The sequence below is a fragment of the Pseudomonas sp. Root569 genome (genome assembly GCF_001427465.1).
Lineage (GTDB): Bacteria > Pseudomonadota > Gammaproteobacteria > Pseudomonadales > Pseudomonadaceae > Aquipseudomonas > Aquipseudomonas synxantha.
This window is the reverse complement of sequence record NZ_LMGQ01000024.1, coordinates 1-26,481: the sequence shown is the minus strand read 5'-3', so window position 1 is coordinate 26,481 and position 26,481 is coordinate 1. Positions and strand designations below refer to the sequence as shown.

The following is a 26,481-nucleotide window of genomic DNA, read 5'->3' as shown; positions in this document are numbered from 1 at the left end:
AGGCGCTCTTTCGTGCAACGCTCAACTTGGTATTAACGATTTATATAGATAAGGTCTTAGTCGGCTTAACGACTAATACGAAAGGTGTAATAGAAAAGACTTTGATAAAACTTAAATCTTTTAAATCAGTGAGTTAAATAAAAAAACGGACCTCGTGAGGTCCGCTATAACTTTGGGTATATATATACAATTAAGCAGGGTATTTCAGGCGATCGGCTGCCACTTGCCGAGCATATGCTGAATGTCGCCCGCGCCTTGGAGTACCAGCTCGCCACTGGAACCGGCAGTGCTGCTCATCAATATCACTTCACTGGGCAGGCGCACGGGCTTCTTGAACTCGACTTCTATCTCAATATTGGCAGCCGGCAGATGTGCTCCCAGCGCCGCCAGGGTGCGCGCCTTATTCCACAGCCCATGGGCAATGGCCTGGGGAAAACCGAATAACTTGGCCGTCGGCGCACTGAGGTGGATCGGGTTGTAATCGCCCGACACCCGGGCATAGCGGCGGCCGATATCGGCAGGCGCTTTCCAGCGTGTCAGCTCGCTGGTCGGGCCAGGGGCCAGGAAGGTTTTATCCACGGCTTCGCCTTCAAGCTTCACGCCGCGACATAGCATTTGGCTTTCGGCCTCCCAGAGCAGCCCAAGCGCATCCTCGACCACGGTCACAATGTCAAAGGTCGCGCCCTTGGCGTGGGGCTTCAGGTTATGCGCATAGACGCCGATGCTCAGGTCGCCCACGCCACCCAAGGGGCGATGAATGCGGATGCGATTGCTCAGGTGAACCAGCCCCAGCAAGGGGAACGCAAACGCCTTGTCAGTCAGCAACTGCATCTGCAGGCCGAACGCCAGGATATGCGGATAGGTCGCCGGTAGCATCGGGCCGTCGGCAAACCCGCAGACCTTTCGGTAAGCCGCGACGGCCCTGGGGTTGACGCTGACCCGGCAACGCAAGCCGTGTTCGGGCAAGGTGCTGCCGGTGATCTTGCGCTTGAGCGCCGCTCGCCAATACAACGGCAGTAGAGAGGGCGAACTGTCTAAGGTGTGCCATTGCATGTTTACGCTCCCAGAAGACTTTGCCCACATACCCGCAGCGCTTGGCCGCTGACCGCACCGGAACCCGGCTGACCGAGCCAGGCCACCGCTTCGGCCACGTCCTGGGGCAAGCCACCCTGGCCTAATGAACTCATGCGACGCCCGGCTTCACGCAGGGCGAACGGGATATGCGCGGTCATCTGGGTCTCGATAAAACCTGGCGCCACGGTATTGATGCTGATTCCGCGTTCCTTCAACAGGGGCGCCCAGGCCTGGGCCAGGCCGATCAAGCCGGCCTTGCTCGCGGCATAGTTGGTTTGCCCGCGATTACCGGCAATGCCGCTGATCGAGGCCAGCAGCACCACCCGTGCGTTGTCATGCAGGCTGCCGCTGTCGAGCAGGGCCTTGGTCAGCACCTGCGGGGCATTGAGGTTGACGGCCAGCACGGCGTCCCAGTATTCCGGGGTCATGTTGGCCAGGGTCTTGTCGCGGGTGATACCGGCGTTGTGTACCAGGATATCGAGGCCGTCGGGCAGGTGTTCGACCAGTTGGCTGGCGGCGTCTTCGGCGCAGATATCCAGTACCACCGTGCGCGCATTCAAGCGCGCAGCCAGGGCTTCGAGATCGGCCTTGGCCTGGGGCACGTCGAGCAGAATCACCTCGGCACCGTCGCGGGCCAGGGTCTCAGCGATGGAAGCACCGATGCCACGGGCGGCTCCGGTGACCAGGGCTTTGCGCCCCGCGAGCGGGCGCGTCCAGTCCTCGACCGGGGTGTCGCAGGCCGCGAGGCGGATGACCTGGCCCGAGATATAAGCGCTTTTCGGCGACAGGAAAAACCGCAGCGCACCTTCCAGCTGGTCCTCGGCGCCGTCGCCCACATACAGCAATTGCAATACGCCGCCGCTGCGCAACTCCTTGGCCAGGGAGCGGCTGAAACCTTCCAGGGCATGCTGGGCGCTGGCAGCAAACGGATCGCTGAGGCTTTCCGGCGCCCGGCCGAGGATCACCACGTGGGCACTGTGATCAAGGTTTTTCAGCAGCGGCTGGAAGAACTCGCGCAGTTGCTTGAGCTGGTCGGTGTGCTGCAAGTGGCTGGCGTCGAACACCACCGCCTTAAGCTTAGGGCCGTGCCCGGGGATCCACGCGGTTGCTGTCGAGGCTTCGGTGCCGTAGCTGTAAACCGCGTCGGTGAGTCGATTGGCAAACGCCAGCACCTGGGTCGTCAACGAGCCCCCGCCGAGCAGCAGTGCACCCTCGACCGGGCGCAGTCGTCCGGCCTGCCAGCGTTCCAGGCGTACCGGCGACGGCAGGCCAATGGCGGCGACCAGGCGATGGCCGAGGCTTGAGTTGGCGAAGTCGATATAACGGTCAGACATGGAACGCTCTCCGAAGGCTGGGGTTCAAAGGGTTGACCACCCTGGGGTGGCAGTCGTTCGATTGAGCCTAGGCTAGGCTTGATGATTCCACCCACCTTCAAAAGGGAGCTTTCCATGACTCAATTGCGCCGTGTAGCGATCATTGGCGGTAATCGCATTCCTTTCGCCCGCTCCAATGGCCCATACGCCACGGCGAGCAACCAGGCGATGCTGACCGCCGCGCTGGAGGGCCTGATCGAGCGCTACAACCTGCACGGCCTGCGCATGGGCGAGGTAGCCGCCGGCGCGGTACTCAAGCACTCCCGAGACTTCAACCTGACCCGCGAATGCGTGCTCGGCTCGCGCCTGTCGCCGCAAACCCCTGCATACGATATCCAGCAAGCCTGCGGCACCGGGCTGGAGGCGGCGTTGCTGGTGGCCAACAAAATTGCTCTGGGCCAGATCGAATGTGGGATTGCCGGCGGCGTAGACACCACGTCCGATGCTCCGATCGGGGTGAACGAAGGCTTGCGCAAGCTTTTGCTGCAAGCCAATCGCGGTAAATCCATGGTGGATAAACTAAAAACCTTGTTACAACTTCGTCCCCAACATCTCAAGCCGGAACTGCCGCGTAATGGCGAACCACGCACCGGCTTGTCCATGGGCCAGCATTGCGAACTGATGGCGCAGACCTGGCAGATTCCTCGCGTCGAACAGGACCAGTTTGCGCTTGAGAGTCATCAGAAAATGGCCGCGTCCTACGCCGAAGGCTGGCACAACGACTTGCTCACGCCCTTTCTTGGCCTCACCCGCGACAACAACCTGCGCCCCGACCTGACCCTGGAGAAACTCGCCAGCCTCAAGCCGGCCTTCGAGCGCAGCGCAAAGGGCACGCTCACCGCCGGCAACTCCACGCCGCTCACCGATGGCGCATCCCTGGTGCTGCTGGGCAGTGAAGCCTGGGCCAAGGAGCGTGGCCTGCCTATCCTGGCGTACCTGCGCGATGGCGAAGCGGCTGCGGTGGATTTCGTCAACGGTGCCGAGGGCCTGTTGATGGCGCCGGTGTATGCGGTGCCGCGCTTGCTTGCCCGCAACGGCTTGACCCTGCAGGACTTTGATTACTATGAGATCCACGAAGCCTTCGCCGCCCAGGTGTTGTGCACGCTCAAGGCGTGGGAAGATGCGGACTATTGCAAGACCCGCCTGGGCCTGGATGCGCCGCTGGGGTCCATCGACCGCAGTCGGCTCAACGTCAAGGGCAGTTCCCTGGCGGCGGGCCATCCGTTTGCCGCCACCGGCGGGCGCATCGTCGCCAACCTCGCCAAACTGTTGGATGCGGCGGGCAAAGGTCGCGGGCTGATTTCGATCTGTGCTGCTGGCGGCCAAGGGGTGACGGCGATTATCGAACGCTGATTAACGACAAAATTGGCCCATTGCATGCATTCTTCAGTGGTCAGAGGTCGGTAGCCTCTCCCACCGGCGAGCCGATTGCCGTATAACGAGTGCCACACGCGTGTTTGGTAATACAGGACCCACAATAAAAGCTGATGAAGACTCCTAAACGCATTGAACCCCTGATCGAAGACGGTCTGGTCGACGAAGTGCTGCGCCCACTCATGAGTGGTAAAGAAGCAGCTGTTTATGTGGTGCGCTGCGGCAACGAATTGCGTTGCGCCAAGGTTTACAAGGAGGCGAACAAACGAAGTTTTCGTCAGGCGGCCGAATACCAGGAAGGCCGTAAGGTTCGTAACAGCCGCCAGGCCCGGGCCATGGCCAAGGGCTCCAAGTTCGGCAAGAAAGAAACCGAGGACGCCTGGCAGAACGCCGAAGTTGCGGCGCTGTTCCGCCTGGCCGGTGCCGGCGTTCGCGTGCCCAAGCCGTATGACTTTCTTGAAGGCGTGCTGCTGATGGAGCTGGTGGCCGACGAGTACGGCGATGCGGCGCCGCGCCTGAACGACGTGGTGCTGGAGCCGGACCAGGCGCGTGAATACCACGCCTTCCTGATCTCCCAGATCGTGCTGATGCTATGCACCGGCCTGGTGCACGGCGACCTTTCTGAGTTCAACGTACTGCTCACGCCAACGGGCCCGGTGATCATCGACCTGCCCCAGGCGGTGGATGCGGCGGGCAACAACCATGCATTCAACATGTTGGAGCGCGACGTTGGCAACATGGCTTCCTACTTCGGGCGCTTTGCCCCGGAGTTGAAGAAGACCAAGTACGCCAAGGAAATGTGGGCGCTGTACGAAGCCGGCACCTTGCACCCGGCCAGTGTATTGACCGGTGAGTTCGACGAACCGGAAGAGCTGGCGGATGTGGGCGGTGTGATCCGCGAGATCGAAGCGGCGCGGCTGGATGAAGAGCGTCGCCAGGCGATTCGTGCGGCGGATGATGCGCCACCGAGCAAAGTGCCGGAGGAACCACCGCCGCCGCCTTGGATGCAGTGATCTTCGGGTAGATGAAGATCAAAATGTGGGAGGGGGCTTGCTCCCGATGGCGGTGTGTCAGCGACAGATGTGTTGACTGACACTCCCTCATCGGGAGCAAGCCCCCTCCCACATTTGGATTTGCGTGTAGCCAGTTAGAGCATCAGGCGCAGCAGTTGCCCGCTGCCAACTCCTTGAGTATCGGGCAGTCCGGTCGATGATCGCCCTGGCAGTGCTCCATCAGGTCCTGCAAGGTATCGCGCAGTTGCCCCAATTCGCGAATCTTGTGATTCAGCTCGTCGATGTGCTGGCGCGCCAAGGCTTTTACGTCGGCGCTGGCCCGTTGGCGGTCTTCCCACAGGGTCAGCAGCTTGCCGACTTCTTCCAGTGAAAACCCCAGGTCCCGCGAGCGCTTGATAAACGTCAGGGTGTGCAGGTCGTCATGGCCATACACGCGATAGCCGCTGTCAGTGCGATGGGGCGTTTTCAGCAGGCCGATGGATTCGTAGTAGCGAATCATCTTTGCGCTCAGCCCGCTGTTGCGGGCGGCTTGGCCGATGTTCATGGGCGTTGATCCTCCAAGTCCTTGGGTTTCCAGGTTTTCAACAACAGTGCATTACTCACCACGCTGACGCTGGACAAGGCCATCGCCGCACCGGCCAGCACCGGGTTGAGCAGGCCGAAGGCGGCCAGGGGAATGCCGATCAAGTTATACACAAAGGCCCAGAACAAGTTCTGGCGAATTTTCGCGTAGGTCTTGCGGCTGATCTCCAGGGCCGCCGGCACCAGGCGTGGGTCGCCCCGCATCAGGGTGATGCCGGCCGCGTGCATGGCCACGTCGGTACCGCCACCCATGGCGATGCCGATATCGGCCGCGGCCAGGGCCGGGGCGTCGTTGATGCCGTCGCCGACCATCGCCACCACGCCGGTTTTTTTCAGTTCGGCAACGGCAGCCGCTTTGTAGGCGGGCAGTACCTCGGCGTGCACATCGTCGATACCCAAGGCCTCTGCGACGACCCGGGCACTGCCGTGGTTATCGCCGGTAATCAGGTGGCTGCTGATGTGTTGCGCTTTGAGCTGTTGCACGGCCTCCAGCGCGCCGGGCTTGAGGGTGTCGCCAAACGCGAACAAGCCCAATACGCGGGGCTGCGTGCCTTGCTCGATAAGCCAGGACAAGGTGCGGCCTTCGGCTTCCCAATCCTTGGCGCGCTGAGCCAATTCGCCCGCCTCCAAGCCCGTCTCTTCCAGCAAGCGTCGATTACCCAGCGCCAGTGGCCGACCGTCCAGCGTGCCGGCAATGCCGCGTCCGGTCAGGGACTGGCTGGCACTCACATCGGCCACGTCCAGACCTTTCTCCTGGCACGCATCCAGCACGGCCTTGGCCAATGGGTGTTCACTGCCGCGTTGCAACGCGCCGGCCTGTTGCAACAAGAGTGCTTCGTTGCCATCCACGGCCGCCAGGTGCGCAATTTTCGGCGCGCCGGAGGTGAGGGTGCCGGTCTTGTCGAACACCACGGCGCTCACCGCATGGGCGCGCTCCAATGCTTCGGCATCCTTGATCAGAATGCCGTGGCGCGCGGCGACGCCGGTGCCGGCCATGATCGCAGTTGGCGTGGCCAGACCCAGGGCGCAAGGGCAAGCGATCACCAGCACTGCAACCGCATTGATGATCGCAGTTTCCAGGGATGCGCCGTACCACCACCAGCCCACTACGGTGATCAACGCCAAGACCAATACCGCTGGTACAAACACCTGGCTGACTTTATCCACCAGTTTCTGGATCGGCGCCTTGGCAGCCTGGGCGTCTTCGACCAGGCGGATGATGCGCGCCAGCACGCTCTCGGCCCCCAGGGCCAGGGTGCGCACCAATAAACGACCTTCACCGTTGATGGCGCCACCGGTGACCGGGTCGCCCGGCTGTTTAGGCACCGGCAGGCTTTCACCGCTGATCAGCGCCTCATCGGCATGGCTTTGGCCCTCCACCACTTCACCGTCCACCGGGAAGCGTTCGCCGGGTTTGACCAGCACCAGGTCACCGTGCTTCAACGCATTGATCGCGACGTCTTCTTCGCGGCCATCCTGCACGCGGATCGCCCGTTCCGGACGCAAGGCTTCCAGGGCGCGGATCGCGCTGGCGGTCTGGCGTTTGGCGCGGCTTTCCAGGTATTTGCCCAGCAGCACCAGGGCGATGACTACCGCTGAGGCTTCGAAGTACAGGTGCGGCGTCACGCCTGGGGCGGCGGTGAGCCATTCATAGATGCTCAGGCCGTAGCCGGCGCTGGTGCCGATCGCCACCAGCAGGTCCATATTGCCAGCGCCGGCGCGTACGGCTTTCCATGCGGCAACATAGAAGCGCGCACCGAGGATGAATTGCACCGGCGTGGCCAGGGCAAACTGTATCCAGGCGGGGAGCATCCAGTGCAGGCCGAAGGGTTCCACCAGCATTGGCAGCACTAAGGGCAACGCCAGCAGGATCCCTGCCACCAACGCCCATCGCTCACGGCGCAGGCGTCGGGCCTGGTCGGCTTCGGTGGCGGTTTCGCTTTGGGGCAGGGTGGCGGTGTAGCCGGCCTTGTCGACTGCGGCGATCAGTACGCTGGCGTCCATCTGGCCGAGCACTTCGATATGAGCGCGTTCGTTGGCCAGGTTGACGCTGACACGCTGTACCCCCGGCACCTTGCCCAGCGCGCGTTCGACGCGGCCGGCACAGCTGGCGCAGGTCATGCCGCCGATGGGCAAGTCAAATGTGGTGGATCCATTCATGGGACAGTCCTCCAGGAGAAGTTGCCCTTAGGATCAACCTTAACCTGTGGAGAAGGTCAAGCGTCTTCAGTATTCCAATGCCGCAGGCTTGAGGTACATGCCGTCCGGGCCTTGAGCGATACGCAATTTGCGTACATCGCCAGCCTTCAAGGTAATGTTCTGCGCGGGTGGCGCCAGCAGGCTGGGCAGGCAGCCTCCGGACTGACCTGGTAGCAGCTTGAGACGCAGCGATACATCGCCCGCAGGCAGATTGAACGAGGTGGCCTGTTCCTGGAACAGGCGCCCGGCCAACTGGTCCTGGATATACAGGCCGATCTCGCAGTTGGTCGGCACCTCCAGGCGCTCGCGGGAAATGATCAGCACCGCATAATCTTCAGCGGCAAGGGCTTGGGGCGCAGCAGCAGACAGGCTCATCAGGCCGGCAAGGGCAAAAAACGACCAGCGCATGGCGAATGCTCCGTGGTTCACAGCAAGGAAAGTTGAAGCTTGGCCGACGTTGCCTGCGAATACCAGCCCGGCCGATTTTTTTGAAACTTGACCTTGCTGTCGTGGCAAGGTTGACACTGTGTCCCAACCTCATCAAAGGAGTCATGTCATGCAAATATTCAGTGTTGAAGGAATGACCTGCGGCCATTGCGTTCGTGCGGTGACCCAGGCGGTACAGAGCCAGGATCCGGCAGCGAGTGTCGAAGTGGATTTGGGCGCTAAAGAAGTGCGCGTGGCAAGCAGCCTGCCCGCGGATAAGGTCATCGAACTGATCATCGATGAGGGCTACACCGCTAAGCTGGCGTGATTTTTCTGATCGTTAGCGACCTAACGTAATGTTCATGGCACCCAAGCGCGGCTAGACTGTCGGGCTGCCGACTCACTTGGGTGTCTGATGAACCTTCGCATAATCCTGATTTTGGGCGCCTTGAGCGCCTTTGCGCCGTTGGCGATCGATTTTTACCTGCCGGGCTTTCCGGCGATGGCCACGGCCTTTGCCACCGATGAAAAACATATCCAGTTGACCCTGGCGGTGTACTTCGCCGGCCTGGCTATTGGCCAATTGATCTACGGCCCATTGGCCGACCGCTTTGGTCGTCGCGTGCCGCTGCTCAGTGGCGTCACTCTGTTTACCCTTGCGTCCTTCGCCTGTGCCTACGCACCGTCCCTGGAATGGCTGATCGTTGCGCGCTTCGTGCAGGCCCTTGGCGGTTGCGCGGGCATGGTGATTTCCAGGGCTGTGGTCAGTGACAAGTGCGATGCGGTGGGCTCGGCCAAGGTGTATTCGCAACTGATGCTGGTCACCGGCCTGGCGCCGATCCTTGCACCTTTGGCGGGCGGGTTGATGGTCGGGGTGTGGGGCTGGCAATCGATCTTCCTGGCACTGTCGTTGTTCAGCGTAATGGCGGCGATTGCCGTGGCAGTCGGGTTGCCGGAAACCTTCCCGGCCGATCAGCCGCGCCAGCCGTTGTCTGGCTCGTTGCGCCGCTACGGCTCGCTGTTGTCGGACCGCGTATACCTCGGCTATGCCTTGACCGGCGGCATCTCGATTGCCGGGATGTTTGCCTACATCGCCGGCTCTCCCTTCGTATTTATCAAACTCTACGGCGTGCCTGCCGAGCATTACGGCTGGCTGTTCGGTTCCAACGCCGCCGGCTTTATCCTGGTAGCGCAGTTGAATGCGCGGTTGCTGGCCAAGCGCGGCCCGGCGTTTTTGCTGTCGCGCACGGTATGGGTCTATGTGGCGGCCGCGTTAACGTTGCTGGGTATTGCCGCGCTGCGCACCGAGGCCTTGTGGCCTTTGCTGGTGCCACTGTTTATCTGTATCGCCAGCCTGGGCTGCATTTTGCCCAATACCTCGGCGTGCGCCATGAGCGGGCAGGGCGCCCGGGCCGGCAGTGCGTCGGCGTTGCTCGGTTGCATTCAGTTCGGTGTGGCGGCAGGGGCTGCGTCGTTGGTCGGCGTGTTGCACGACGGCACAGCGATGCCGATGGCCATGGTCATCAGCTTGTGTGGTGTGCTGGCGGTGACGATTGCGATGTCGACCCAGCGCCTGCAACGGGCAAGGGCCGAACAGGCGCAGGTCTGAAATGGGTCAGCCAGCGGCGGAGCGTTGCTGGCCGAGGGGAAAGCGGTGGGGCGCCTGGATACGGGCTTGCAGGGTTTCGGCAAAGGCGCGGGCCTCGGCTTCACTGCGAAAGGTGATGGCTTTGCCGTCGAGACGAACCTGCCATTGGCTGCCTGGGGATTTTGCTAACGCTTTTATCAGGATCTTCATTGCTGACTTCCTCGCGTAAAAGACTCGTGGCAAAGGCGGCCAATATAAACCCGAATCCCCTTAAAAATATGACAAGGGTCAACTCTCAGACTAATGGCGTCGTCCATTAATTACATGAATAACGGACGACACTGACAGTCGTTTTTTTAGAACCCTTCCAGCACGATCTTGCCCTTGGCCTTGCCGCTTTCCAGCAGCGCGTGGGCACGCCGCAGGTTGGCCGCATTGATTACACCGAAGTGCTCGCCCACCGTGGTTTCCAGGATGCCGGCGTCGATCAGTTCGGCCACGCGGTTGAGCAAGTTGTGCTGCTCGATCATGTCCGGCGTTTCGAACATCGAGCGGGTGTACATGAACTCCCAGTGCAGCGACAGGCTCTTGCGCTTGAGCTTGCTCACATCCAGCGCCTTGGGGTCATCGATCAGCGCCAGCTTGCCTTGGGGTTGCAGCGCCTCCACCAGTTGATCGAGGTGATGCTCGGTCTGGGTCAGGCTGGCAACGTGGGTCACTTGCGAGTGACCGGCCTGTTTCAGCGCTTCGCTCAGCGGCTGGCTGTGGTCGATCACCAAGTGGGCACCCAGGGCCTTGGCCCAGGCCTGGGTCTCGGGGCGCGAGGCGGTGCCGATGACTTTCAGCGCGGTGAGCTGGTTGGCCAGTTGCGTCAGGATCGACCCCACGCCGCCGGCTGCGCCGACGATCAGCAGGCTCTGGCCTTGATCTTCCTTGCTTTCAATTATCTGCAAGCGTTCGAACAGCAGCTCCCAGGCGGTGATGGCAGTCAACGGCAATGCAGCGGCTTCGGCAAACCCCAGGCTCTTGGGCATATGGCCGACGATGCGCTCATCTACCGTGTGCAGTTCGCTGTTGCCGCCTGGGCGTACCAGGGAACCGGCGTAGAACACCTTGTCGCCAGCCTTGAACAGCGTCACGTCGCTGCCAACGGCCTGGACCACACCGGCCACATCCCAGCCCAGCACCTTGGCGGCGCCGTTTTCGGGGGCGACGTTCTGGCGCACCTTGGTGTCCACTGGGTTGACCGAGATGGCTTTGACTTCCACCAACAGGTCACGCGGGCCGGCCACGGGCTCCGGCAGTTCGATGTCTTGCAGGGATTTTGGGTCGTGGATCGGCAGTGAGGCGTAGTAGGCAATGGCTTTCATGGTGGCTCCGGTAAAGGGGGCGTGATGCGGACTTGATGTAGGGATCAGGCGAGGAATTTCAGGCGCTTGAGGTCGAAATGTTCGAGCACGTCAGCGGCTTTGGCGCGAAAGCTCTGGATATGCGCGCTCTGGTCATGGTCGGCCAGCGCTGCCTCACTGCTCCAGCGTTCGAGCATGTAGAAGGTCTCGGGGTGTTGCAGGTCCTGATGCAGGTCGTACTGCTCGCAGCCGGCTTCCAGGCGGGTCGGTTCCAGTAGGCCGCGCAGCAAGGGTTCCAGGGTGGCTTGTTGGCCGGGTTTGGCGATCAGCGTGGCGATGACGTTAAAGGCGGTGGGCATATTCAACTCCTGGCACGTGATAACGGAATGCGCAGATGATTGGCTATTTCCCATGTAGATAAAAGCGGCTAAAACAGCAGTCTGTTTCAACCAAATTTTGATAATGGATGGAAGTGCATGCTGCGTTTTGATGATTTGCAGTTGTTTGTGCGCGCTGCGGACTTGGGCAGCCTCTCGGCGGCGGCGCGGGTCATGGACCTGTCGCCCGCGGTGGCCAGCGCGGCGCTCAAGCGTATCGAGCAGCAACTGGGCACGCGCTTGCTGGCGCGCTCAACCCGCAGCCTGCGCCTGACCGCCGAAGGCGAGGGCTTCCTGGAGTATGCGCGTGCGTCACTGGGTGCGCTGGACGAAGGGCGGCGCCTTTTGGCCAGTGGACAAGATCATGTCAGCGGCGTGCTGCAATTGTCGGCGCCATCGGATTTTGGGCGTAACCAGCTGGTGCCGTGGCTGGACGAGTTCCAGCAGCAACACCCGCAATTGAATGTGCGCCTGTTGCTCGGCGATCGCATTGCCGACCTGTTCCGCCAGCCGGTGGACATCGCCTTGCGCTATGGCGAACCCGAAGACTCCAGCCTGATTGCGCTGCCCATCGCCCCGGATAATATTCGAGTGCTGTGTGCCGCCCCCAGTTACCTCGCCCGCCATGGTGAGCCGCGACATCTGGAACAACTGGCCCAGCACAATTGCCTGCTCTACATGCTCGGTAGCCGGGTGCATGACCACTGGGGTTTTTACGACGGCAAGCGTCATGTAAGCCTGACGGTCAGCGGTGACCGGTTCAGTGATGATGCCGATGTCGTGCGCCGCTGGGCGGTGGCGGGGATGGGTATTGCCTACAAGTCCTGGCTGGATATAAGCACCGACGTGCTGGCCGGGCGCTTGCGCTTGATCCTGCCGGAGCTGCAGGGCGAGCGCACGCCGCTCAACTTGCTGTGTGCCCATCGTGCGCAATTGAGCAAACCTATCAATCTGCTGCGGGAGATGCTCGTGGCACGTTGTGCGATATTGACCGCGCAGCGACCGGGGCGAATGGCTGCTAGGCAATAGCCTGCGCCACGGTCGGAAGTTTCACTCATATCCTGTCCTGATCTGCGCTGTCAGACGCCGCGGAACCGCTGGTCTGCGCACCTATACTTTGGCCTCAACCGCAGCAGAAAAATGGTTTAACAGGGAGTGAATACATGGAAGCAGCACCTTGCATCAGTCAGATCGCCAGCTTGCTCGCCGAGCCTAAGCGCTCGGTCATGCTCTGGGCCTTGATGGACGGTTCGGCGAAGTCTTCAGAAGAGCTGGCGACCCTGGCCGGACTATCGCCGGCATCGGCCAATGCACATTTGGCGCGCCTGGCCGGCAGCGGCCTGCTGCGAACCGAGGCTCGACGGGGCAAGCGGTTGTTTCGCGTGGCGGCTGCGGATGTCAGTGTCGCCATTGATGCGCTGGCCAGTACCACCATGGCCAGCGCGGCGCGCAGCACGCCGAATGCCTTGCCGCCGGCGCTTATGGCGCCACCGCTGCTGCGGCGTGCCCGCCTGTGTCACGGCCATCTCGGCGGCGAGCTGGCGGCAGGGCTGTACCGGCGGATGTTGGAGGCAGGCTGGATCCAGCGCCATGAGCAGCGTACCGAGGTCACGGTCAAGGGCGCGCAGTATTTGGCAGGCCTGGGCATTTTTACCCAGGCACTGGCGGCGCCGTTGGCCTGCGATTGCTTCGACTGGAGCCAGCAGCAACCGCATCTGGGAGGGGCGCTGGGTGCGGGGTTGTTGCAACTGTTCCTGCAGTCGGGCTGGATCAGTGTGGTCAACGAGTCGCGGGCTTTGCAGGTTTCCGATCTCGGGCTCGCGCAAATCAACCGGCTGGCGGCAGTGTAGGCGCCTCGTCAGCGGTTCGCGTCGTTCAGGGTTTCAGTCAGGTCGCATCCAGCAATAGCCAGGGATAACGATGTCGCACACTCGCCGAGGGATTTTTCACAAGGGGGTGTGGCATGGGTATACAGGGCTATAGCGCAGCGGAACGGTTGGAGCGGCTGCCGATCAGTGGTTACCACCGAATCATTTTCATCATCATCGCCTTGGCGTTTTTCTTCGACTCCATGGACTTGGCGATGATGACCTTCCTGTTGGGGTCGATAAAAACCGAGTTTGGCTTGAGCACCGCCCAGGCCGGATTACTGGCCAGTTCGAGCTTTTTCGGCATGGTGGTCGGCGCCTCGCTCTCCGGCATGCTCGCCGATCGCTTCGGGCGCAAGCCGGTGTTCCAGTGGAGCATCGTATTGTGGGGCGTTGCCAGTTACTTGTGTTCCACGGCGCAGACGGTGGAGATGCTGACGTTGTTTCGTATCCTGCTGGGCATTGGCATGGGCATGGAGTTTCCCATCGCTCAGTCGATGCTGTCGGAGCTGATTCCGGCCAAGGGACGCGGGCGCTACATCGCGTTGATGGATGGTTTCTGGCCGTTGGGTTTTGTGGCCGCAGGCGTGCTGTCTTACTTCCTGTTACCGGTGATTGGCTGGCGCGACATCTTCCTGGTGTTGGCGGTGCCGGCGGTGTTTGTGTTGGCCATCCGGTTCTTTATCCCGGAATCACCGCGCTGGCTGGAACAGGCCGGAAAGCATGACGCGGCGGACAAGGTGTTGCTGGGCATTGAGCAGAAGGTACGCGAGTCCCTGGGCCGGGCTGATTTACCCGAGCCGGTTGCCCTGCCGAGGGTCGCGACTGTACCGGGGACTTTCTTCTCCGCGTTCCAGCAGCTGTGGTCGACGCAGTACCGCCAACGCACAATGATGATCTGGAGTGTGTGGTTTTTTGCCTTGCTCGGCTTTTACGGGCTGACATCGTGGTTGAGTGCGTTGTTGCAGCAATCGGGTTTTGCCGTGACCCAGTCGGTGTATTACACCGTGATCATTTCCCTGGGCGGGATCCCGGGCTTCCTGATGGCGGCGTGGCTGGTCGAACGCTGGGGGCGTAAGCCGGTGTGCATCGTGACGCTGCTGGGCGGCGGGGTGATGGCGTTTTTGTATGGGCAAAGTGCGGTGTTTGGCGGCAACGTCGGCCTGCTGATTACTTCGGGGCTGCTGATGCAGTTCTTCCTGTTTGGCATGTGGGCCGTGCTGTACACCTACACGCCGGAGTTGTATCCCACTTCTGCGCGGGCGACAGGTTCTGGGTTTGCTTCGGCGGTTGGCCGGGTTGGCTCATTGCTCGGGCCGTTGGTGACCGGGCTGGTCTTCCCGATAACAGGGCAGGGCGGGGTGTTTGCCTTGGGCGCGCTGTGCTTTGCAGTCGCGGCGCTGGTGGTGTGGGTGTTTGGGATGGAGACGAAGGGCAAGACGTTGGAAGAGCTCACCCAAGTCTAAAGCTCAATACAAAACCTATGTGGGAGGGGGTTTGCCCCCTCCCACATTTAGCATGCATTCATTTAATGATGGCTGGTTATGGCTTTACGAGCCGTGCATCCAGGCTGTTTTGCGCCAGGCGTTTGGCCTGGTCCTGGGTCATGCCCAGGGAGGTGTACAGCGCGTGGAAGTTCTCGGTGACATAGCCGCCGAAGTACGCCGGGTCATCCGAGTTCACAGTCACCTTCACGCCACGCTCGAGCATGTCGAGGATGTTGTGCTGGGCCATGTCGTCGAACACGCAGAGCTTGGTATTGGACAGCGGGCACACGGTCAACGGAATCTGTTCGTCGATGATGCGCTGCATCAGGCGCTCATCTTCGATGGCACGTACGCCATGGTCGATACGCTGGATCTTCAGCAGGTCGATGGCTTCCCAGATGTACTCGGGCGGGCCTTCTTCACCAGCGTGAGCCACGGTCAGGAAGCCTTCGTGACGGGCACGGTCGAACACGCGCTGGAACTTGCTCGGTGGGTGGCCCATTTCCGAGCTGTCCAGGCCCACGGCCACGAACGCATCACGGAACGGCAGGGCCTGGTCGAGGGTTTTCTCGGCTTCGGCTTCGCTCAGGTGGCGCAGGAAGCTGAGGATCAAGCCGCTGGTGATACCCAGTTGCTGCTCGCCATCCTTAAGTGCCGCGGCGATGCCGTTGAGCACCACTTCGAACGGCACGCCACGGTCGGTGTGGGTCTGCGGGTCGAAGAAGGGTTCGGTATGAATCACGTTCTGGGCCTTGCAGCGCAGCAGGTAGGCCCAGGTCAGGTCGTAGAAATCCTGGGACGTGCGCAGCACATCGGCGCCTTTGTAATACAGGTCGAGAAACTCTTGCAGATTATTGAAGGCATAGGCCTTGCGCAGGGTTTCGACGTCGTTCCACGGCAGCGCTATCTTGTTACGTTCGGCCAGGGCGAACAGTAACTCAGGCTCCAGCGAACCCTCCAGGTGCAGGTGCAATTCAGCCTTGGGCAGGGCGTTGAGCCAATCGTACATTTTTAAAATCTCATCAGGTGCAATGGCGGCATTCTACAGGCCATGGCTGAAATAATCGGCAAAACCTGACCAGCAGGAGAGTATTTGTCTCACCCACGCAAGGTTGATGTGAACTAAGGTGTAACGAAACGTTAGCGGCTTGGCGCAGTCTGTACCCCATCAATGACTGATTCGCCGTATGAAAAGGCCCGGAATGCTCACATCCCTCAAGCAAGAAAAATTCATGTTGCTGGCGCTGATTGCCGCCATTGCCGCCTACCCGCTGGAGCACTGGATGCTCCACAGCGGGCAACTGGTGGCGCTGCTGGCAGGCTTGGCGCTGATCGCCTTTATCGTGATGGCTTCGATGCGCGTCGCGCACCATGCCGAGCAACTGGCGGAAAAGGTAGGTGACCCCTACGGCACCATGATCCTGACCCTCGCCGCGGTATTGGTGGAAGTGGTGATCCTGGCGATCATGATGAGCAACGAGCCATCGCCCACGCTGGTGCGTGACACCATCTACTCGGCGGTGATGCTCGATATCAACGGCATCCTCGGTCTGGCCGCGCTGATGGGCGGCATCAAGCATGGCGAGCAGTCTTACAACGATGATTCAGCACGCACCTACAGCGTAATGATCCTTACCGCTATGGGTGTGTCGATGGTGGTGCCGGAGTTTATCCCCGAAGCGGATTGGAAAATCTACTCGGCCTTCACCATTGGCGCGATGGTGGTGCTTTACACCTTGTTCCTGCGCATGCAGGTGGGGCCGCACAGCTACTTTTTCAGCTACAGCTACCCGGAAAAGCGCCGCAAGAAAACTCCGGAGGAGGAGCAGGCGCCGCCGGTCAACCTGGCGTTTTCCATCGGCACGCTGGTCTTTGGGGTAATCGTGATCGGCGCATTGGCCGAGGTGATGTCCAAGACCCTCGACCTGGGCCTGGAAGGCACCGGCGCACCGCCGGTAATCACGGCGATTGTGGTGGCGGCTATCTCTGCCGCGCCGGAAATCCTGACGGCACTGCGCGCTGCGTTGGCTAATCGTATGCAGTCGGTGGTGAATATTGCGTTGGGGGCATCGTTGTCTACGGTGATCCTTACGGTGCCGGTGATGGAGGCCATGGCCCTGTATTCCGGCCAGCCGTTCCAGATGGCGATGACGCCGGTGCAGACGGTGATGGTGTTTATCACGCTGATTGTCAGTGCGATCAACCTGAACGATGGCGAAACCAATGCCATCGAGGGCATGACCCATTTTGTGTTGTTTGCGACCTTTATCATGTTGTCGCTGCTGGGGCTGTAACCAGACTTCGAGAACACCCCAGAACCAAATGTGGGAGGGGCGGTGCGACGGTTCGACTTGCTCCCGATAGCGGTGGATCAGCCAACTTATATATGACTGAAACACCTCCATCGGGAGCAAGTCGAACCGTCGCACCGCCCCTCCCACATTTTGGAATGTGTTGGGCTCAGGTGCCGGCGATGAGTTGGCGAGCCGCCTGAGTGTGATCGGCGATCAAGCCTTTCAGGTCCAGGCCTTCCACTTGGCCGTCGATTACCCGCCACTGGCCGCCGACCATCACCCGATCCGCCCGATCCGCACCGCACAACAGCAACGCTGAAATCGGATCGTGGCTGCCGGAAAAGCGCAGTTCGTCCAGCTTGAACAGCGCCAGGTCAGCCTGCTTGCCTACCGCCAGTTCACCAATATCCGTACGCCCGAGCAACTGCGCCGAACCTTTGGTTGCCCAGCCCAGCACGCTTTCTGGGGTGATCTTTTCTGCGCCATAACGCAGGCGCTGAATGTACAGAGCCTGGCGCGCTTCAAGGATCATGTTCGACGCGTCGTTGGAAGCGGAACCGTCCACGCCCAGGCCGATGGGCGCGCCGGCGGCAAGCAGATCCAAGGTCGGGCAGATGCCGGAGGCCAGGCGCATGTTCGAGCTTGGGCAGTGGCAGATGCCAGTACCGGCGGCGCCCAGGCGTGCGATTTCATCCGGGTTGAAGTGAATCCCATGGGCCAGCCAGGTGCGTGGGCCGAGCCAGCCGACGCTGTCGAGGTAGTCCACGGTACGCAGGCCGAAACGTTGCAGGCAGAAGTCTTCCTCGTCGAGGGTTTCCGCCAAATGGGTGTGCAGGCGTACATCCAGGCGGTTGGCCAGCTCGGCGCTGGCTTGCATGATCTCGGGGGTGACCGAGAACGGCGAGCACGGCGCCAGGGCTATCTGGATCTGTGCACCGTCGCCACGCTGGTGGTATTCACGGATCAGGCGCTGGCTGTCGTCGAGGATCACCTGGCCTTGTTGTACGGTCTGCTGCGGCGGCAGGCCACCATCGGCTTCGCCCAGGCTCATGGAACCGCGGGTGAGCATGGCGCGCATGCCCAGTTCGCGCACGCTTTCTACCTGCACATCAATGGCGTTTTCCAGGCCATCGGGGAACAGGTAGTGGTGGTCGGCTGCGGTGGTGCAGCCTGAGAGCAGCAATTCAGCCAAGGCGACTTTGCTGGCCAGGGCAAGTTTTTCCGGGGTGAGCCGTGCCCATACCGGGTACAGGGTTTTCAACCAGGGAAATAACGGCTGGTTGACCACCGGGCCCCAGGCGCGGGTCAGGGTTTGATAGAAGTGATGGTGGGTGTTGATCAGCCCAGGCAAGACCACATGCTCGCGAGCGTCGAACATCTGTGCACAGGGTTGTGCCGGTTCTTGGTCTTGGGCCAGCACTTCGGTGATCACACCGTCTTGCAGCACCAGGCCGCCGCGGGCATCGAGGCCATTGGCAGTGAAAATCGCGAGAGGGTTTTTTAACCAGATACGGGTCGCAGGCATTGGCCGGCTCCTCTGAATGATGGGTTCAGGTTTGCCAGCTCAGTGTTACCCTGTCTGCTGATCCAGGGTCGCCGGGGAGGGCGAGGTGGGCAGTTTACCTCTGTAGGAGCGAGCTTGCTCGCGAAAATCGTCAACGATGACGCGGGCAGTCTGGCTTTAAGCAGTGCCTGGGCGTTCTTCGCGAGCAAGCTCGCTCCTACAGTTGGGGGGGTTACCAGGCGATGGTGTCGCCCTTGTAGTCCACGAAGTGGTGGCCGCCTTTGCCGGTGTAGGCATTCACCTGATCCACCAGGCCGCGCACGCTGGTGTCGACGTCGATATGCGCATTTTCGCCGCCCATGTCGGTCTTCACCCAGCCCGGATGCATCGACAGCACGGTCAGCTTGTGATCGCCCAGTTGGGTGATAAAGCTGTTGGTCATCGAATTGAGTGCAGCCTTGCTGGCCTTGTACAGCGCCAGATCCGAACCGTCGGGAATGGTCACGCTGCCCAGTACCGAACTCATGAAGGCCAGCACACCGGTGTCTTTGCGGATCTGCCCGACAAAGCGCTGGGCCAGGTTAATCGGTGCCACGGCGTTGGTGAAGAACAACTGGCCGACTTCCGCCAGGGTGGCGTGGCCGGGCTCCTGGTTCGCCGGGCCCTTGACGCCAGCGTTGACGAACAGCAGGTCGAAGGTGCGGTCTTTCAGGCGTTGGGCCAGGGCGATCACGGCTTGCTGGTCGTCCATGTCCAACTTCTCGACCTGCACCGGCCCCACGGCTTTCAGCGCATCGGCTTTGCTCGGATCGCGCACGGTGGCGGTCACGTCCCAGCCATCCTGGAGCAATTGCTTGACCAGGCCAAGGCCCAGCCCGCGTGAGGCGCCGATGATCAGTGCGGTTTTTGGCGTAGACATGAAAGGCTTCCTTTGAAATCGCGGTTCAGGGAGTTCAGCAAGTAACAGTAGCAGTTTCAGCGTTGCAGCAGGATGCGCCCACGGCTCAGGTCGGCGAGCTGGGCTTGCAGGGTGTCGATGTGTGCCTCCCCCAGCGCAAGCTGCAGCTCCACGCCGTTGGCGGTGAAGGTTTCTTCCACCACCAGGCCTGCGAGTTCAGCGACACGCAGCTTCACCAGGTTCAGCTCGGAAAACCCACAGGCGCAGCTCAGTGGCACACGGCTGACCAGTTCGATGCGCTCGGCATTTTGCAGGCATTTGTTTGCACCGCCGCCATAGGCACGGGCGAGGCCGCCGGTACCCAGTTGGATGCCACCGTACCAGCGGATTACCAGCACCGCGACCTGATCAAAGCCCTGTGCCTCGATAGCCGCAAGAATCGGGCGCCCGGCGGTGCCGCCAGGTTCGCCGTCATCGTTGCTGCGGTATTGGTCGGCCAGCTTCCAGGCCCAGCAGTTATGCGTGGCGTTCAGGTCGCTGTGTTGCTCGAAAAAAGCCTGGGCGTCCTGCGGGCTGGTGATGGGTGCCGCCAGGGTGATAAAGCGGCTTTTGCGGATTTCTTCACGAAATTCGCAAAGGCCTGTCAGCGTAAAAGACATAACTCGCTTCGTTTATTGGGCTGGCTTGATGCCGCAGCCTTTGAGGATGATCTGGATCAGATTGGTGCCAGCGTCTTCCATGTCCTGCTTGGTCAGCTTGGTGCGACCGGTGACGCGGCAGATCTGGGTGGCGAAGTCGGCGTAGTGCTGGGTGCTGCCCCACAGCAGGAAGATCAAATGCACCGGGTCGACGGGGTCCATCTTGCCGGCGTCGATCCAGGCCTGGAACACCGCCGCCCGGCCACTGAACCAGGCGCGATAGTCTTGGCTGAAATATTCGGTGAGGCATTCGCCGCCGCTGATGATCTCCATGGCGAAGATCCGCGAGGCTTGTGGCTGGCGTCGCGAAAATTCCATCTTGGTGCGGATATAGCGCGTGAGCGCCACGGCTGGGTCGTCCTCGGCGGTCAGCGCGTTGAAGGTGCTGTCCCACAGTTCGAGAATATTGCTGAGTACCGCAATGTACAGGCCCAGCTTGTTGGTGAAGTAGTAGTGCAAGTTAGCCTTGGGCAACCCGGCACTGGCAGCAATGGTATTCATGCTGGTGCCTTTGTAGCCATGGCGGGCGAATTCATCTTCAGCAGCCTGGAGAATCGCTTGTTCGTTCTTTTGCCGAATGCGGCTGGCGGGTTTACCGGCGTGGTTGCTGTGGGCAGGAACTTCGAGGCTCATGGAGGTTTCCGTGCTGATCGATAGAGACGACGTGTGCACAGATAACCCACCCTAAAGCCCCAGACAAGTCCCGATGCAATAAAACCGTCAAAGCAGTTCCAGGCTGTCGCTTTCTGGCGTGTGGTTTGCGGCAGTGGTGCTCGGCTTGGCTTCCGGCAGTAACAGGCACAAGAGGATGGCGGTGAGGCCGCCGCTGGTGATGGCGGAGTCGAACAGGTTCTGCACCAGTGTTGGCATCAGGTGCAGCAGGTTGGGCTGGGCAGCGATACCCAGGCCGACGCCGAACGAGGTGGCGATGATCAACATGCTGCGTCGGTCCAGCGGCGCCTGGGCAAGAATACGCACGCCGGCAGCGGCCACAGTGCCGAACATCACCAGGGTCGCGCCGCCCAGCACTGGTTTGGGAATTTGCTGCAGCACGGCGCCGATCAGCGGAAACAAGCCGAGACAGAACAGCAATGCGCCGATATATAAGCCGACGTAACGACTGGCCACGCCGGTGAGTTGGATCACGCCATTGTTCTGGGCGAAGGTGGTATTGGGGAAGGCGCTGAAGGTGGCGGCGATCATGCAGCTCACGCCATCGCCCAGCACGCCGCCCTTGAGTCTGCTTATATAAGAGGGGCCGCTGATCGGCTGGCGGGCAATCATGCAATTGGCAGTGAGGTCGCCGACGGTTTCGATACTGCTGATCAGATAAATCAGCGCTATCGGCAGGAAGGCGCTCCAGTCGAAGTTGAAACCGAAGCGGAACGGCGTAGGCAGGCTGATCAGGGGCAGGTCAGGCAGGGCCTGGGGAGTGAGTTTGCCGCTGAACCATGCGGCCAGGCTCCCCAGGGCCAGGCCGATGATGATCGCCGAGAGGCGTACCCATGGGGTGTTGGAGCGGTTGAGCAGAATGATCGTCAGCACCACGAACAAGCCGAGCGCCAGGTTGGCGGGGGCGCCAAAGTCCGGTGCATTGAAGCCGCCGCCGAGATCGGTGATGCCCACCTTGATCAGGCTGATGCCGATCAACGTAATCACAATCCCTGTAACCAGGGGCGTGATGACTCGGCGCAGTTGGCCGATAAAGCGGCTCAGCACGATCTGTACCGCCGCGCCGAAGAAGCACACGCCGAAGATCATCGCCAGAATATCTTCCGGGCTACCGCCCCGTTGCTTCACCAGAAAGCCTGCCGACAACACCGCGCCGAGAAATGCAAAGCTGGTGCCTTGCAGGCAGATCATCCCGGCGCCTATACCAAACGGCCTGCGTGCCTGGATGAAAGTACCTACGCCCGAGACCATCAGCGCCATGCTGATCAGGTAGGGCAAGTGGGCGGTGAGGCCGAGAGTAGAGCCGATGATCAGCGGTGGGGTGATGATGCCGACGAACGCCGCCAGTACATGTTGCAGTGCTGCCAACAGTGCGGGCAGTGGTTTCGGGCGGTCGTTGAGGCCGTAGATCAGGTCGCTGGAGCTGGAGGATTCTGGGGGCATGGCGGGTTAACTCGAGGCGGACGGTTCAAGGTCCCTGTGCCTTGCAAAAAGCTGTCCACCTGCTCAGCTTTTACCCTGAAACCCGAGTTAGCGGGTTGCGGCCAGGCTTTCCAGGAAGCTTTCCAGCACCAAATGAGGGCGCCGACCCTTGCGTGTGACCGATGCCAGGCTCAAATCGTAAAAACGTGTAGCTGGTTTCAGTGCGCGCAGTCGGCCTTGTTGCACCCACAAGCTGGCGTAGTGGTCGGGCAAGTAGCCGATGTAGCGGCCGGTAAGGATCAGGAACGCCATGCCTTCACGGTCCGAAGCGCTGGCGGTGCAGTTTAGCGCCTGGTAGTGGGCCTGGATCTGTGCGGGCAGGCGGAAGGTGGGAGCGATGGCGTCCTGGTCGTCGATGCGTTCGTCTTCCAGCTGCTTGTTGTCGGCATAAAACAATGGGTGGCCGACTGCGCAGTAGAGTAGCGAGCGTTCGCTGTACAGCGGCTGGTACTCCAGGCCCGACAGCGCGCTGGCCTGGGGCACGACGCCGACGTGCAGGCGCCCGTCGAGCACACCTTGCTCCACCTCATTGGGGGCGATCATGCGGATCTGGATTTGCACGTCCGGGCCTCGCTCCTTCAACTGTGCCAGTGCATGGGTGATGCGCATATGGGGCAGGGTGACAAGGTTGTCGGTAAGGCCGATGATCAATTCGCCGCGCAGGTGCTGGTGCAGGCCGTTGACCTCAGTGCGAAAGCTTTCCAGGGCACTCAATAATTGCAGGGCTGACTGATAGACCTCGCGACCTTCCTCGGTCAGTGAAAACCCGGCGCGGCCGCGTTGACAGAGCCTTAGCCCGAGGCGCTGCTCAAGGTCGCTCATCTGTTGGCTGATCGCCGAGCGGCCGATGCCGAGCACGGCTTCTGCTGCCGAGAAGCCGCCGCACTCCACCACGCTGCGAAAAATGCGCAACAAGCGAATATCAAAGTCGCTGACTTGCGCCAAAGGGTCGGGACGACGGCTGCTCATAGTTTAGTGAAGTCCTGACTGAAGGTTAGAAGAGTTGGATTTCATCGACTTTAGCCCCGTGGCAATTTAGCTGCAACAACGCTTTTCCGATCCCGACGCTGCCTTTTGCCTTGCGAGGTTTTGCTGATGAACATGCCCGAAAACGCCCCATCGTCCCTGGCCAGCCAACTGAAGTTGGACGCGCACTGGATGCCCTACACCGCCAACCGTAACTTCCAGCGTGACCCGCGCCTGATCGTGGCCGCCGAAGGTAGTTGGTTGACTGATGACAAGGGGCGCAAGGTCTACGATTCGTTGTCGGGGCTGTGGACCTGCGGCGCCGGGCATACGCGCAAGGAAATCCAGGAAGCCGTGGCCAAGCAACTGGGTACCCTGGACTATTCTCCAGGTTTCCAATACGGTCATCCGTTGTCTTTCCAACTGGCGGAAAAGATTACCGACTTAACCCCAGGCAACCTGAATCACGTGTTCTTCACCGACTCCGGCTCCGAGTGTGCCGATACCGCAGTGAAGATGGTGCGCGCCTACTGGCGCCTGAAAGGCCAGGCCACCAAGACCAAGATGATCGGGCGCGCACGCGGCTACCACGGTGTGAATATCGCCGGTACCAGCCTGGGCGGCGTCAACGGTAACCGGAAGTTGTTTGGTCAGGCGATGATGGATGTTGACCATCTGCCTCACACCTTGCTGGCGAGCAATGCGTTCTCCCGTGGTATGCCAGAGCAGGGCGGTATTGCGCTGGCCGATGAATTGCTCAAGTTGATTGAACTGCATGACGCGTCGAACATCGCGGCAGTGTTTGTCGAGCCGATGGCCGGTTCCGCTGGCGTGCTTGTGCCGCCACAGGGTTACCTCAAGCGTCTGCGTGAGATTTGCGATCAGCACAATATCCTGCTGGTGTTCGACGAAGTGATCACCGGTTTCGGCCGCACCGGCTCGATGTTCGGCGCCGACAGCTTCGGCGTGACCCCAGACCTGATGTGCATCGCCAAGCAGGTCACCAATGGTGCGATCCCGATGGGCGCGGTGATTGCCAGCAGCGAGATCTATCAGACCTTCATGAACCAGGCGACTCCGGAGTACGCCGTGGAATTCCCCCACGGTTACACCTACTCGGCGCACCCGGTGGCTTGCGCGGCTGGCCTGGCCGCATTGGACCTGTTGCAGAAGGAAAACCTGGTGCAGAGCGTAGCCGAAGTCGCGCCGCACTTTGAGAATGCGCTGCACGGTCTGAAGGGCAGCAAGAATGTGATCGACATCCGTAACTACGGCCTGGCCGGTGCGATCCAGATTGCCCCGCGTGACGGGGATGCCATCGTGCGGCCATTCGAGGCTGGCATGGCCTTGTGGAAAGCCGGTTTCTATGTGCGCTTTGGCGGTGACACCCTGCAGTTCGGGCCAACGTTCAACAGCAAGCCGCAGGATCTGGATCGTCTGTTTGACGCGGTCGGCGAAGTGCTGAACAAGATCGACTGATTTTTCCTTCTATATAGAACAATTTTTCAGGAGCCCTGCATGAGCCTTATCCAGCATTTGATCAACGGCCAGTTGGTCAGCGACAGCGGCCGTACCGCCGATGTGTACAACCCATCCACTGGCCAGGTGATTCACCAGGTGCCGTTGGCCAGCCGCGAAACCATTCAAAGTGCGATCAACTCGGCAAAGGCGGCGTTCCCGGCCTGGCGTAATACGCCGCCGGCCAAGCGTGCGCAGGTGATGTTCCGTTTCAAGCAATTGCTGGAGCAGAACGAAGCGCGTATCTCGCAGTTGATCAGCGAAGAACACGGCAAGACTTTGGAAGACGCGGCGGGCGAGCTCAAGCGCGGGATCGAGAACGTGGAGTACGCGTGCTCGGCACCGGAGATTCTCAAGGGTGAGTACAGCCGCAACGTGGGGCCTAACATTGATGCCTGGTCGGACTTCCAGCCGTTGGGCGTGGTGGCGGGGATTACGCCGTTCAACTTCCCGGCCATGGTGCCGTTGTGGATGTACCCGCTGGCGATTGTGTGCGGTAACTGTTTCATCCTTAAGCCGTCCGAACGTGATCCAAGCTCGACGCTGTTGATCGCGCAACTGTTGCAGGAGGCCGGCTTGCCTAAAGGTGTACTGAGTGTGGTGCACGGCGACAAGGGTGCGGTGGATGCATTGATCGAAGCGCCGGAAGTAAAAGCCTTGAGCTTTGTAGGCTCGACGCCGATTGCCGAGTACATCTATTCCGAAGCGACCAAGCGTGGCAAGCGCGTACAAGCGTTGGGCGGGGCGAAGAATCACGCTGTGCTGATGCCGGATGCAGATCTGGATAATGCCGTGAGTGCCTTGATGGGGGCGGCGTATGGTTCTTGCGGTGAGCGTTGCATGGCGATTTCGGTGGCGGTATGCGTGGGTAATCAGGTGGCGGACGCGTTGATCGCCAAGTTAGTGCCGCAGGTCAAGGCGTTGAAAATTGGTGCGGGCACCTCTTGCGGTCTGGATATGGGGCCATTGGTGACGGGCCAGGCGCGGGATAAGGTCAGTGGCTACATAGAAGAAGGTGTGGCTGCGGGTGCGGAGTTGGTGGTTGATGGTCGCGGTTTGAGCATCGCTGGGCATGAGCAAGGGTTCTTTCTCGGCGGCAGCCTGTTCGACCGCGTGACCCCTGAGATGCGCATCTATAAAGAAGAAATCTTCGGACCGGTGCTGTGTGTGGTGCGAGTCGACAGCCTCGAAGCTGCAATGCAACTGATCAATGATCACGAATATGGCAATGGCACCTGCATCTTCACTCGTGATGGTGAGGCGGCGCGGCTGTTCTGTGACGAGATTGAAGTGGGCATGGTGGGAGTCAATGTGCCGCTGCCAGTTCCGGTTGCCTATCACAGCTTTGGTGGTTGGAAGCGCTCGCTGTTTGGCGATCTGCATGCCTATGGGCCGGACGGGGTGCGTTTCTACACCCGTCGCAAGGCGATCACCCAGCGCTGGCCGCAGCGGGCTAGCCATGAAGCGTCGCAATTCGCCTTCCCTAGTCTTTAAAGCTTGGTAAGTGGAAAGCCGGCTCCTTAGAGCCGGCTTTCGCGTTTTCGGAGCTTTTTTGATCGATATGACAGAAATGTGAAAAAGAAGGTTGACGACAGATTCCATACGCCTATAATTCGCCCCACTTCCGGCGCAGTCAAAATGGAAAACTCCTTGGTAAACAATGAGTTATGAAGTTTTCGGCAGCAAGTTGCTTCAGTTCATCGAAGCCAAAAGGAAGTTGAAAAAGAGGTGTTGACAGC

The 26,481-nt window shown here is 60.7% G+C and carries 25 protein-coding genes; 10 read left to right on the top strand and 15 right to left on the bottom strand.

The features are described from left to right. Positions 1 to 204: 204 nt before the first annotated feature. Together ASD70_RS17755 and ASD70_RS17750 are read right to left on the bottom strand one after the other, a co-directional pair. Complete coding sequence (locus ASD70_RS17755) at positions 205 to 1,053, bottom strand: MaoC family dehydratase (RefSeq protein ID WP_056847051.1); 849 nt, start codon at positions 1,051 to 1,053, stop codon at positions 205 to 207. 2 nt (positions 1,054 to 1,055) lie between these two features. Next, a complete protein-coding gene (locus ASD70_RS17750) occupies positions 1,056 to 2,408 on the bottom strand; it encodes a 3-oxoacyl-ACP reductase (protein WP_056847050.1) in 1,353 nt (450 codons plus the stop codon). 114 nt (positions 2,409 to 2,522) lie between these two features. On the opposite strand from ASD70_RS17750, the gene ASD70_RS17745 reads away from it, so the two are divergent. Both ASD70_RS17745 and ASD70_RS17740 read left to right on the top strand, forming a co-directional pair. Continuing rightward, a complete protein-coding gene (locus tag ASD70_RS17745; protein ID WP_056847049.1) occupies positions 2,523 to 3,800 on the top strand; it encodes an acetyl-CoA C-acetyltransferase in 1,278 nt (425 codons plus the stop codon). A 134-nt stretch (positions 3,801 to 3,934) separates the two neighbouring features. After that, positions 3,935 to 4,834: a PA4780 family RIO1-like protein kinase gene (locus tag ASD70_RS17740; protein ID WP_056847048.1), complete on the top strand. Its 900-nt coding sequence runs from the start codon at positions 3,935 to 3,937 to the stop codon at positions 4,832 to 4,834. 142 nt (positions 4,835 to 4,976) lie between these two features. On the opposite strand, the gene cueR is transcribed toward ASD70_RS17740, so the two are convergent. The 3 genes from cueR to ASD70_RS17725 all read right to left on the bottom strand — a co-directional run bounded on the left by cueR (position 4,977) and on the right by ASD70_RS17725 (position 8,023). Continuing rightward, complete coding sequence (gene cueR, locus ASD70_RS17735; protein WP_046070750.1) at positions 4,977 to 5,378, bottom strand: Cu(I)-responsive transcriptional regulator; 402 nt, start codon at positions 5,376 to 5,378, stop codon at positions 4,977 to 4,979. Continuing rightward, positions 5,375 to 7,576, bottom strand: a complete 2,202-nt coding sequence (locus ASD70_RS17730) for a heavy metal translocating P-type ATPase (protein ID WP_046070751.1) — start codon at positions 7,574 to 7,576, stop codon at positions 5,375 to 5,377. Before ASD70_RS17730 ends, cueR begins: the two co-directional genes overlap by 4 nt. 66 nt (positions 7,577 to 7,642) lie before the next feature. Then, entirely contained in the window at positions 7,643 to 8,023 is a 381-nt protein-coding gene (locus ASD70_RS17725; protein ID WP_046070752.1) for a hypothetical protein, read from the bottom strand. A gap of 148 nt (positions 8,024 to 8,171) precedes the next feature. Here ASD70_RS17725 and ASD70_RS17720 point away from each other — a divergent pair, with 148 nt between their 5' ends. After that, positions 8,172 to 8,369 (top strand): heavy-metal-associated domain-containing protein, encoded by a 198-nt coding sequence (locus ASD70_RS17720; protein WP_046070753.1) that lies wholly within the window; start codon positions 8,172 to 8,174, stop codon positions 8,367 to 8,369. An 87-nt stretch (positions 8,370 to 8,456) separates the two neighbouring features. Then, positions 8,457 to 9,650, top strand: a complete 1,194-nt coding sequence (locus ASD70_RS17715; protein ID WP_046070754.1) for a multidrug effflux MFS transporter — start codon at positions 8,457 to 8,459, stop codon at positions 9,648 to 9,650. 6 nt (positions 9,651 to 9,656) lie between these two features. Here the strand turns inward: ASD70_RS17715 and ASD70_RS17710 are convergent, their stop codons facing one another. The 3 genes from ASD70_RS17710 to ASD70_RS17700 form a co-directional block, all read right to left on the bottom strand. Next, positions 9,657 to 9,839 carry a hypothetical protein gene (locus tag ASD70_RS17710; RefSeq protein ID WP_046070755.1) on the bottom strand — a complete coding sequence of 61 codons (183 nt, stop codon included), beginning with the start codon at positions 9,837 to 9,839 and terminating at the stop codon, positions 9,657 to 9,659. A gap of 146 nt (positions 9,840 to 9,985) precedes the next feature. Then, positions 9,986 to 10,999, bottom strand: a complete 1,014-nt coding sequence (locus ASD70_RS17705) for a zinc-binding alcohol dehydrogenase family protein (RefSeq protein WP_056847047.1) — start codon at positions 10,997 to 10,999, stop codon at positions 9,986 to 9,988. A gap of 44 nt (positions 11,000 to 11,043) precedes the next feature. Beyond that, positions 11,044 to 11,337 (bottom strand): putative quinol monooxygenase, encoded by a 294-nt coding sequence (locus ASD70_RS17700; protein ID WP_046070757.1) that lies wholly within the window; start codon positions 11,335 to 11,337, stop codon positions 11,044 to 11,046. 117 nt (positions 11,338 to 11,454) lie between these two features. Between ASD70_RS17700 and ASD70_RS17695 the strand changes: the two genes are divergently transcribed. From ASD70_RS17695 to ASD70_RS17685, 3 genes are all read left to right on the top strand, one after another. Next, positions 11,455 to 12,384: a LysR family transcriptional regulator gene (locus tag ASD70_RS17695; RefSeq protein ID WP_046070758.1), complete on the top strand. Its 930-nt coding sequence runs from the start codon at positions 11,455 to 11,457 to the stop codon at positions 12,382 to 12,384. A 134-nt stretch (positions 12,385 to 12,518) separates the two neighbouring features. After that, on the top strand, positions 12,519 to 13,205 hold the full coding sequence (locus tag ASD70_RS17690; protein ID WP_056847046.1) for an ArsR/SmtB family transcription factor: 687 nt from the start codon (positions 12,519 to 12,521) through the stop codon (positions 13,203 to 13,205). A 113-nt stretch (positions 13,206 to 13,318) separates the two neighbouring features. Next, entirely contained in the window at positions 13,319 to 14,689 is a 1,371-nt protein-coding gene (locus ASD70_RS17685) for an MFS transporter (RefSeq protein WP_056847045.1), read from the top strand. Between the two features lie 76 nt (positions 14,690 to 14,765). Here the strand turns inward: ASD70_RS17685 and ASD70_RS17680 are convergent, their stop codons facing one another. Continuing rightward, positions 14,766 to 15,719: an adenosine deaminase gene (locus ASD70_RS17680; protein WP_043051475.1), complete on the bottom strand. Its 954-nt coding sequence runs from the start codon at positions 15,717 to 15,719 to the stop codon at positions 14,766 to 14,768. Between the two features lie 193 nt (positions 15,720 to 15,912). On the opposite strand from ASD70_RS17680, the gene ASD70_RS17675 reads away from it, so the two are divergent. Next, positions 15,913 to 17,004 (top strand): calcium:proton antiporter, encoded by a 1,092-nt coding sequence (locus tag ASD70_RS17675; RefSeq protein ID WP_046070761.1) that lies wholly within the window; start codon positions 15,913 to 15,915, stop codon positions 17,002 to 17,004. 166 nt (positions 17,005 to 17,170) lie between these two features. Here ASD70_RS17675 and ASD70_RS17670 read toward each other — a convergent pair whose 3' ends face one another. From ASD70_RS17670 to ASD70_RS17645, 6 genes are all read right to left on the bottom strand, one after another. Continuing rightward, positions 17,171 to 18,529, bottom strand: coding sequence for an 8-oxoguanine deaminase (locus tag ASD70_RS17670; RefSeq protein ID WP_046070762.1), 1,359 nt, complete (start codon positions 18,527 to 18,529; stop codon positions 17,171 to 17,173). Between the two features lie 211 nt (positions 18,530 to 18,740). Further along, complete coding sequence (locus tag ASD70_RS17665; protein ID WP_046070763.1) at positions 18,741 to 19,427, bottom strand: SDR family oxidoreductase; 687 nt, start codon at positions 19,425 to 19,427, stop codon at positions 18,741 to 18,743. A gap of 56 nt (positions 19,428 to 19,483) precedes the next feature. Next, a complete protein-coding gene (locus ASD70_RS17660) occupies positions 19,484 to 20,065 on the bottom strand; it encodes an IMPACT family protein (protein WP_056847044.1) in 582 nt (193 codons plus the stop codon). Positions 20,066 to 20,077: 12 nt separating this feature from the next. Then, positions 20,078 to 20,737: a TetR/AcrR family transcriptional regulator gene (locus ASD70_RS17655; RefSeq protein WP_043051758.1), complete on the bottom strand. Its 660-nt coding sequence runs from the start codon at positions 20,735 to 20,737 to the stop codon at positions 20,078 to 20,080. 87 nt (positions 20,738 to 20,824) lie between these two features. Then, positions 20,825 to 22,219 (bottom strand): uracil-xanthine permease family protein, encoded by a 1,395-nt coding sequence (locus tag ASD70_RS17650; RefSeq protein ID WP_056847043.1) that lies wholly within the window; start codon positions 22,217 to 22,219, stop codon positions 20,825 to 20,827. A gap of 87 nt (positions 22,220 to 22,306) precedes the next feature. Further along, entirely contained in the window at positions 22,307 to 23,227 is a 921-nt protein-coding gene (locus ASD70_RS17645) for a LysR family transcriptional regulator (RefSeq protein ID WP_043051756.1), read from the bottom strand. Positions 23,228 to 23,353: 126 nt separating this feature from the next. On the opposite strand from ASD70_RS17645, the gene ASD70_RS17640 reads away from it, so the two are divergent. Together ASD70_RS17640 and ASD70_RS17635 are read left to right on the top strand one after the other, a co-directional pair. Further along, positions 23,354 to 24,703 (top strand): aspartate aminotransferase family protein, encoded by a 1,350-nt coding sequence (locus ASD70_RS17640; protein ID WP_003188272.1) that lies wholly within the window; start codon positions 23,354 to 23,356, stop codon positions 24,701 to 24,703. A gap of 39 nt (positions 24,704 to 24,742) precedes the next feature. Next, positions 24,743 to 26,236: a CoA-acylating methylmalonate-semialdehyde dehydrogenase gene (locus ASD70_RS17635; protein ID WP_056847042.1), complete on the top strand. Its 1,494-nt coding sequence runs from the start codon at positions 24,743 to 24,745 to the stop codon at positions 26,234 to 26,236. Positions 26,237 to 26,481: the final 245 nt, after the last annotated feature.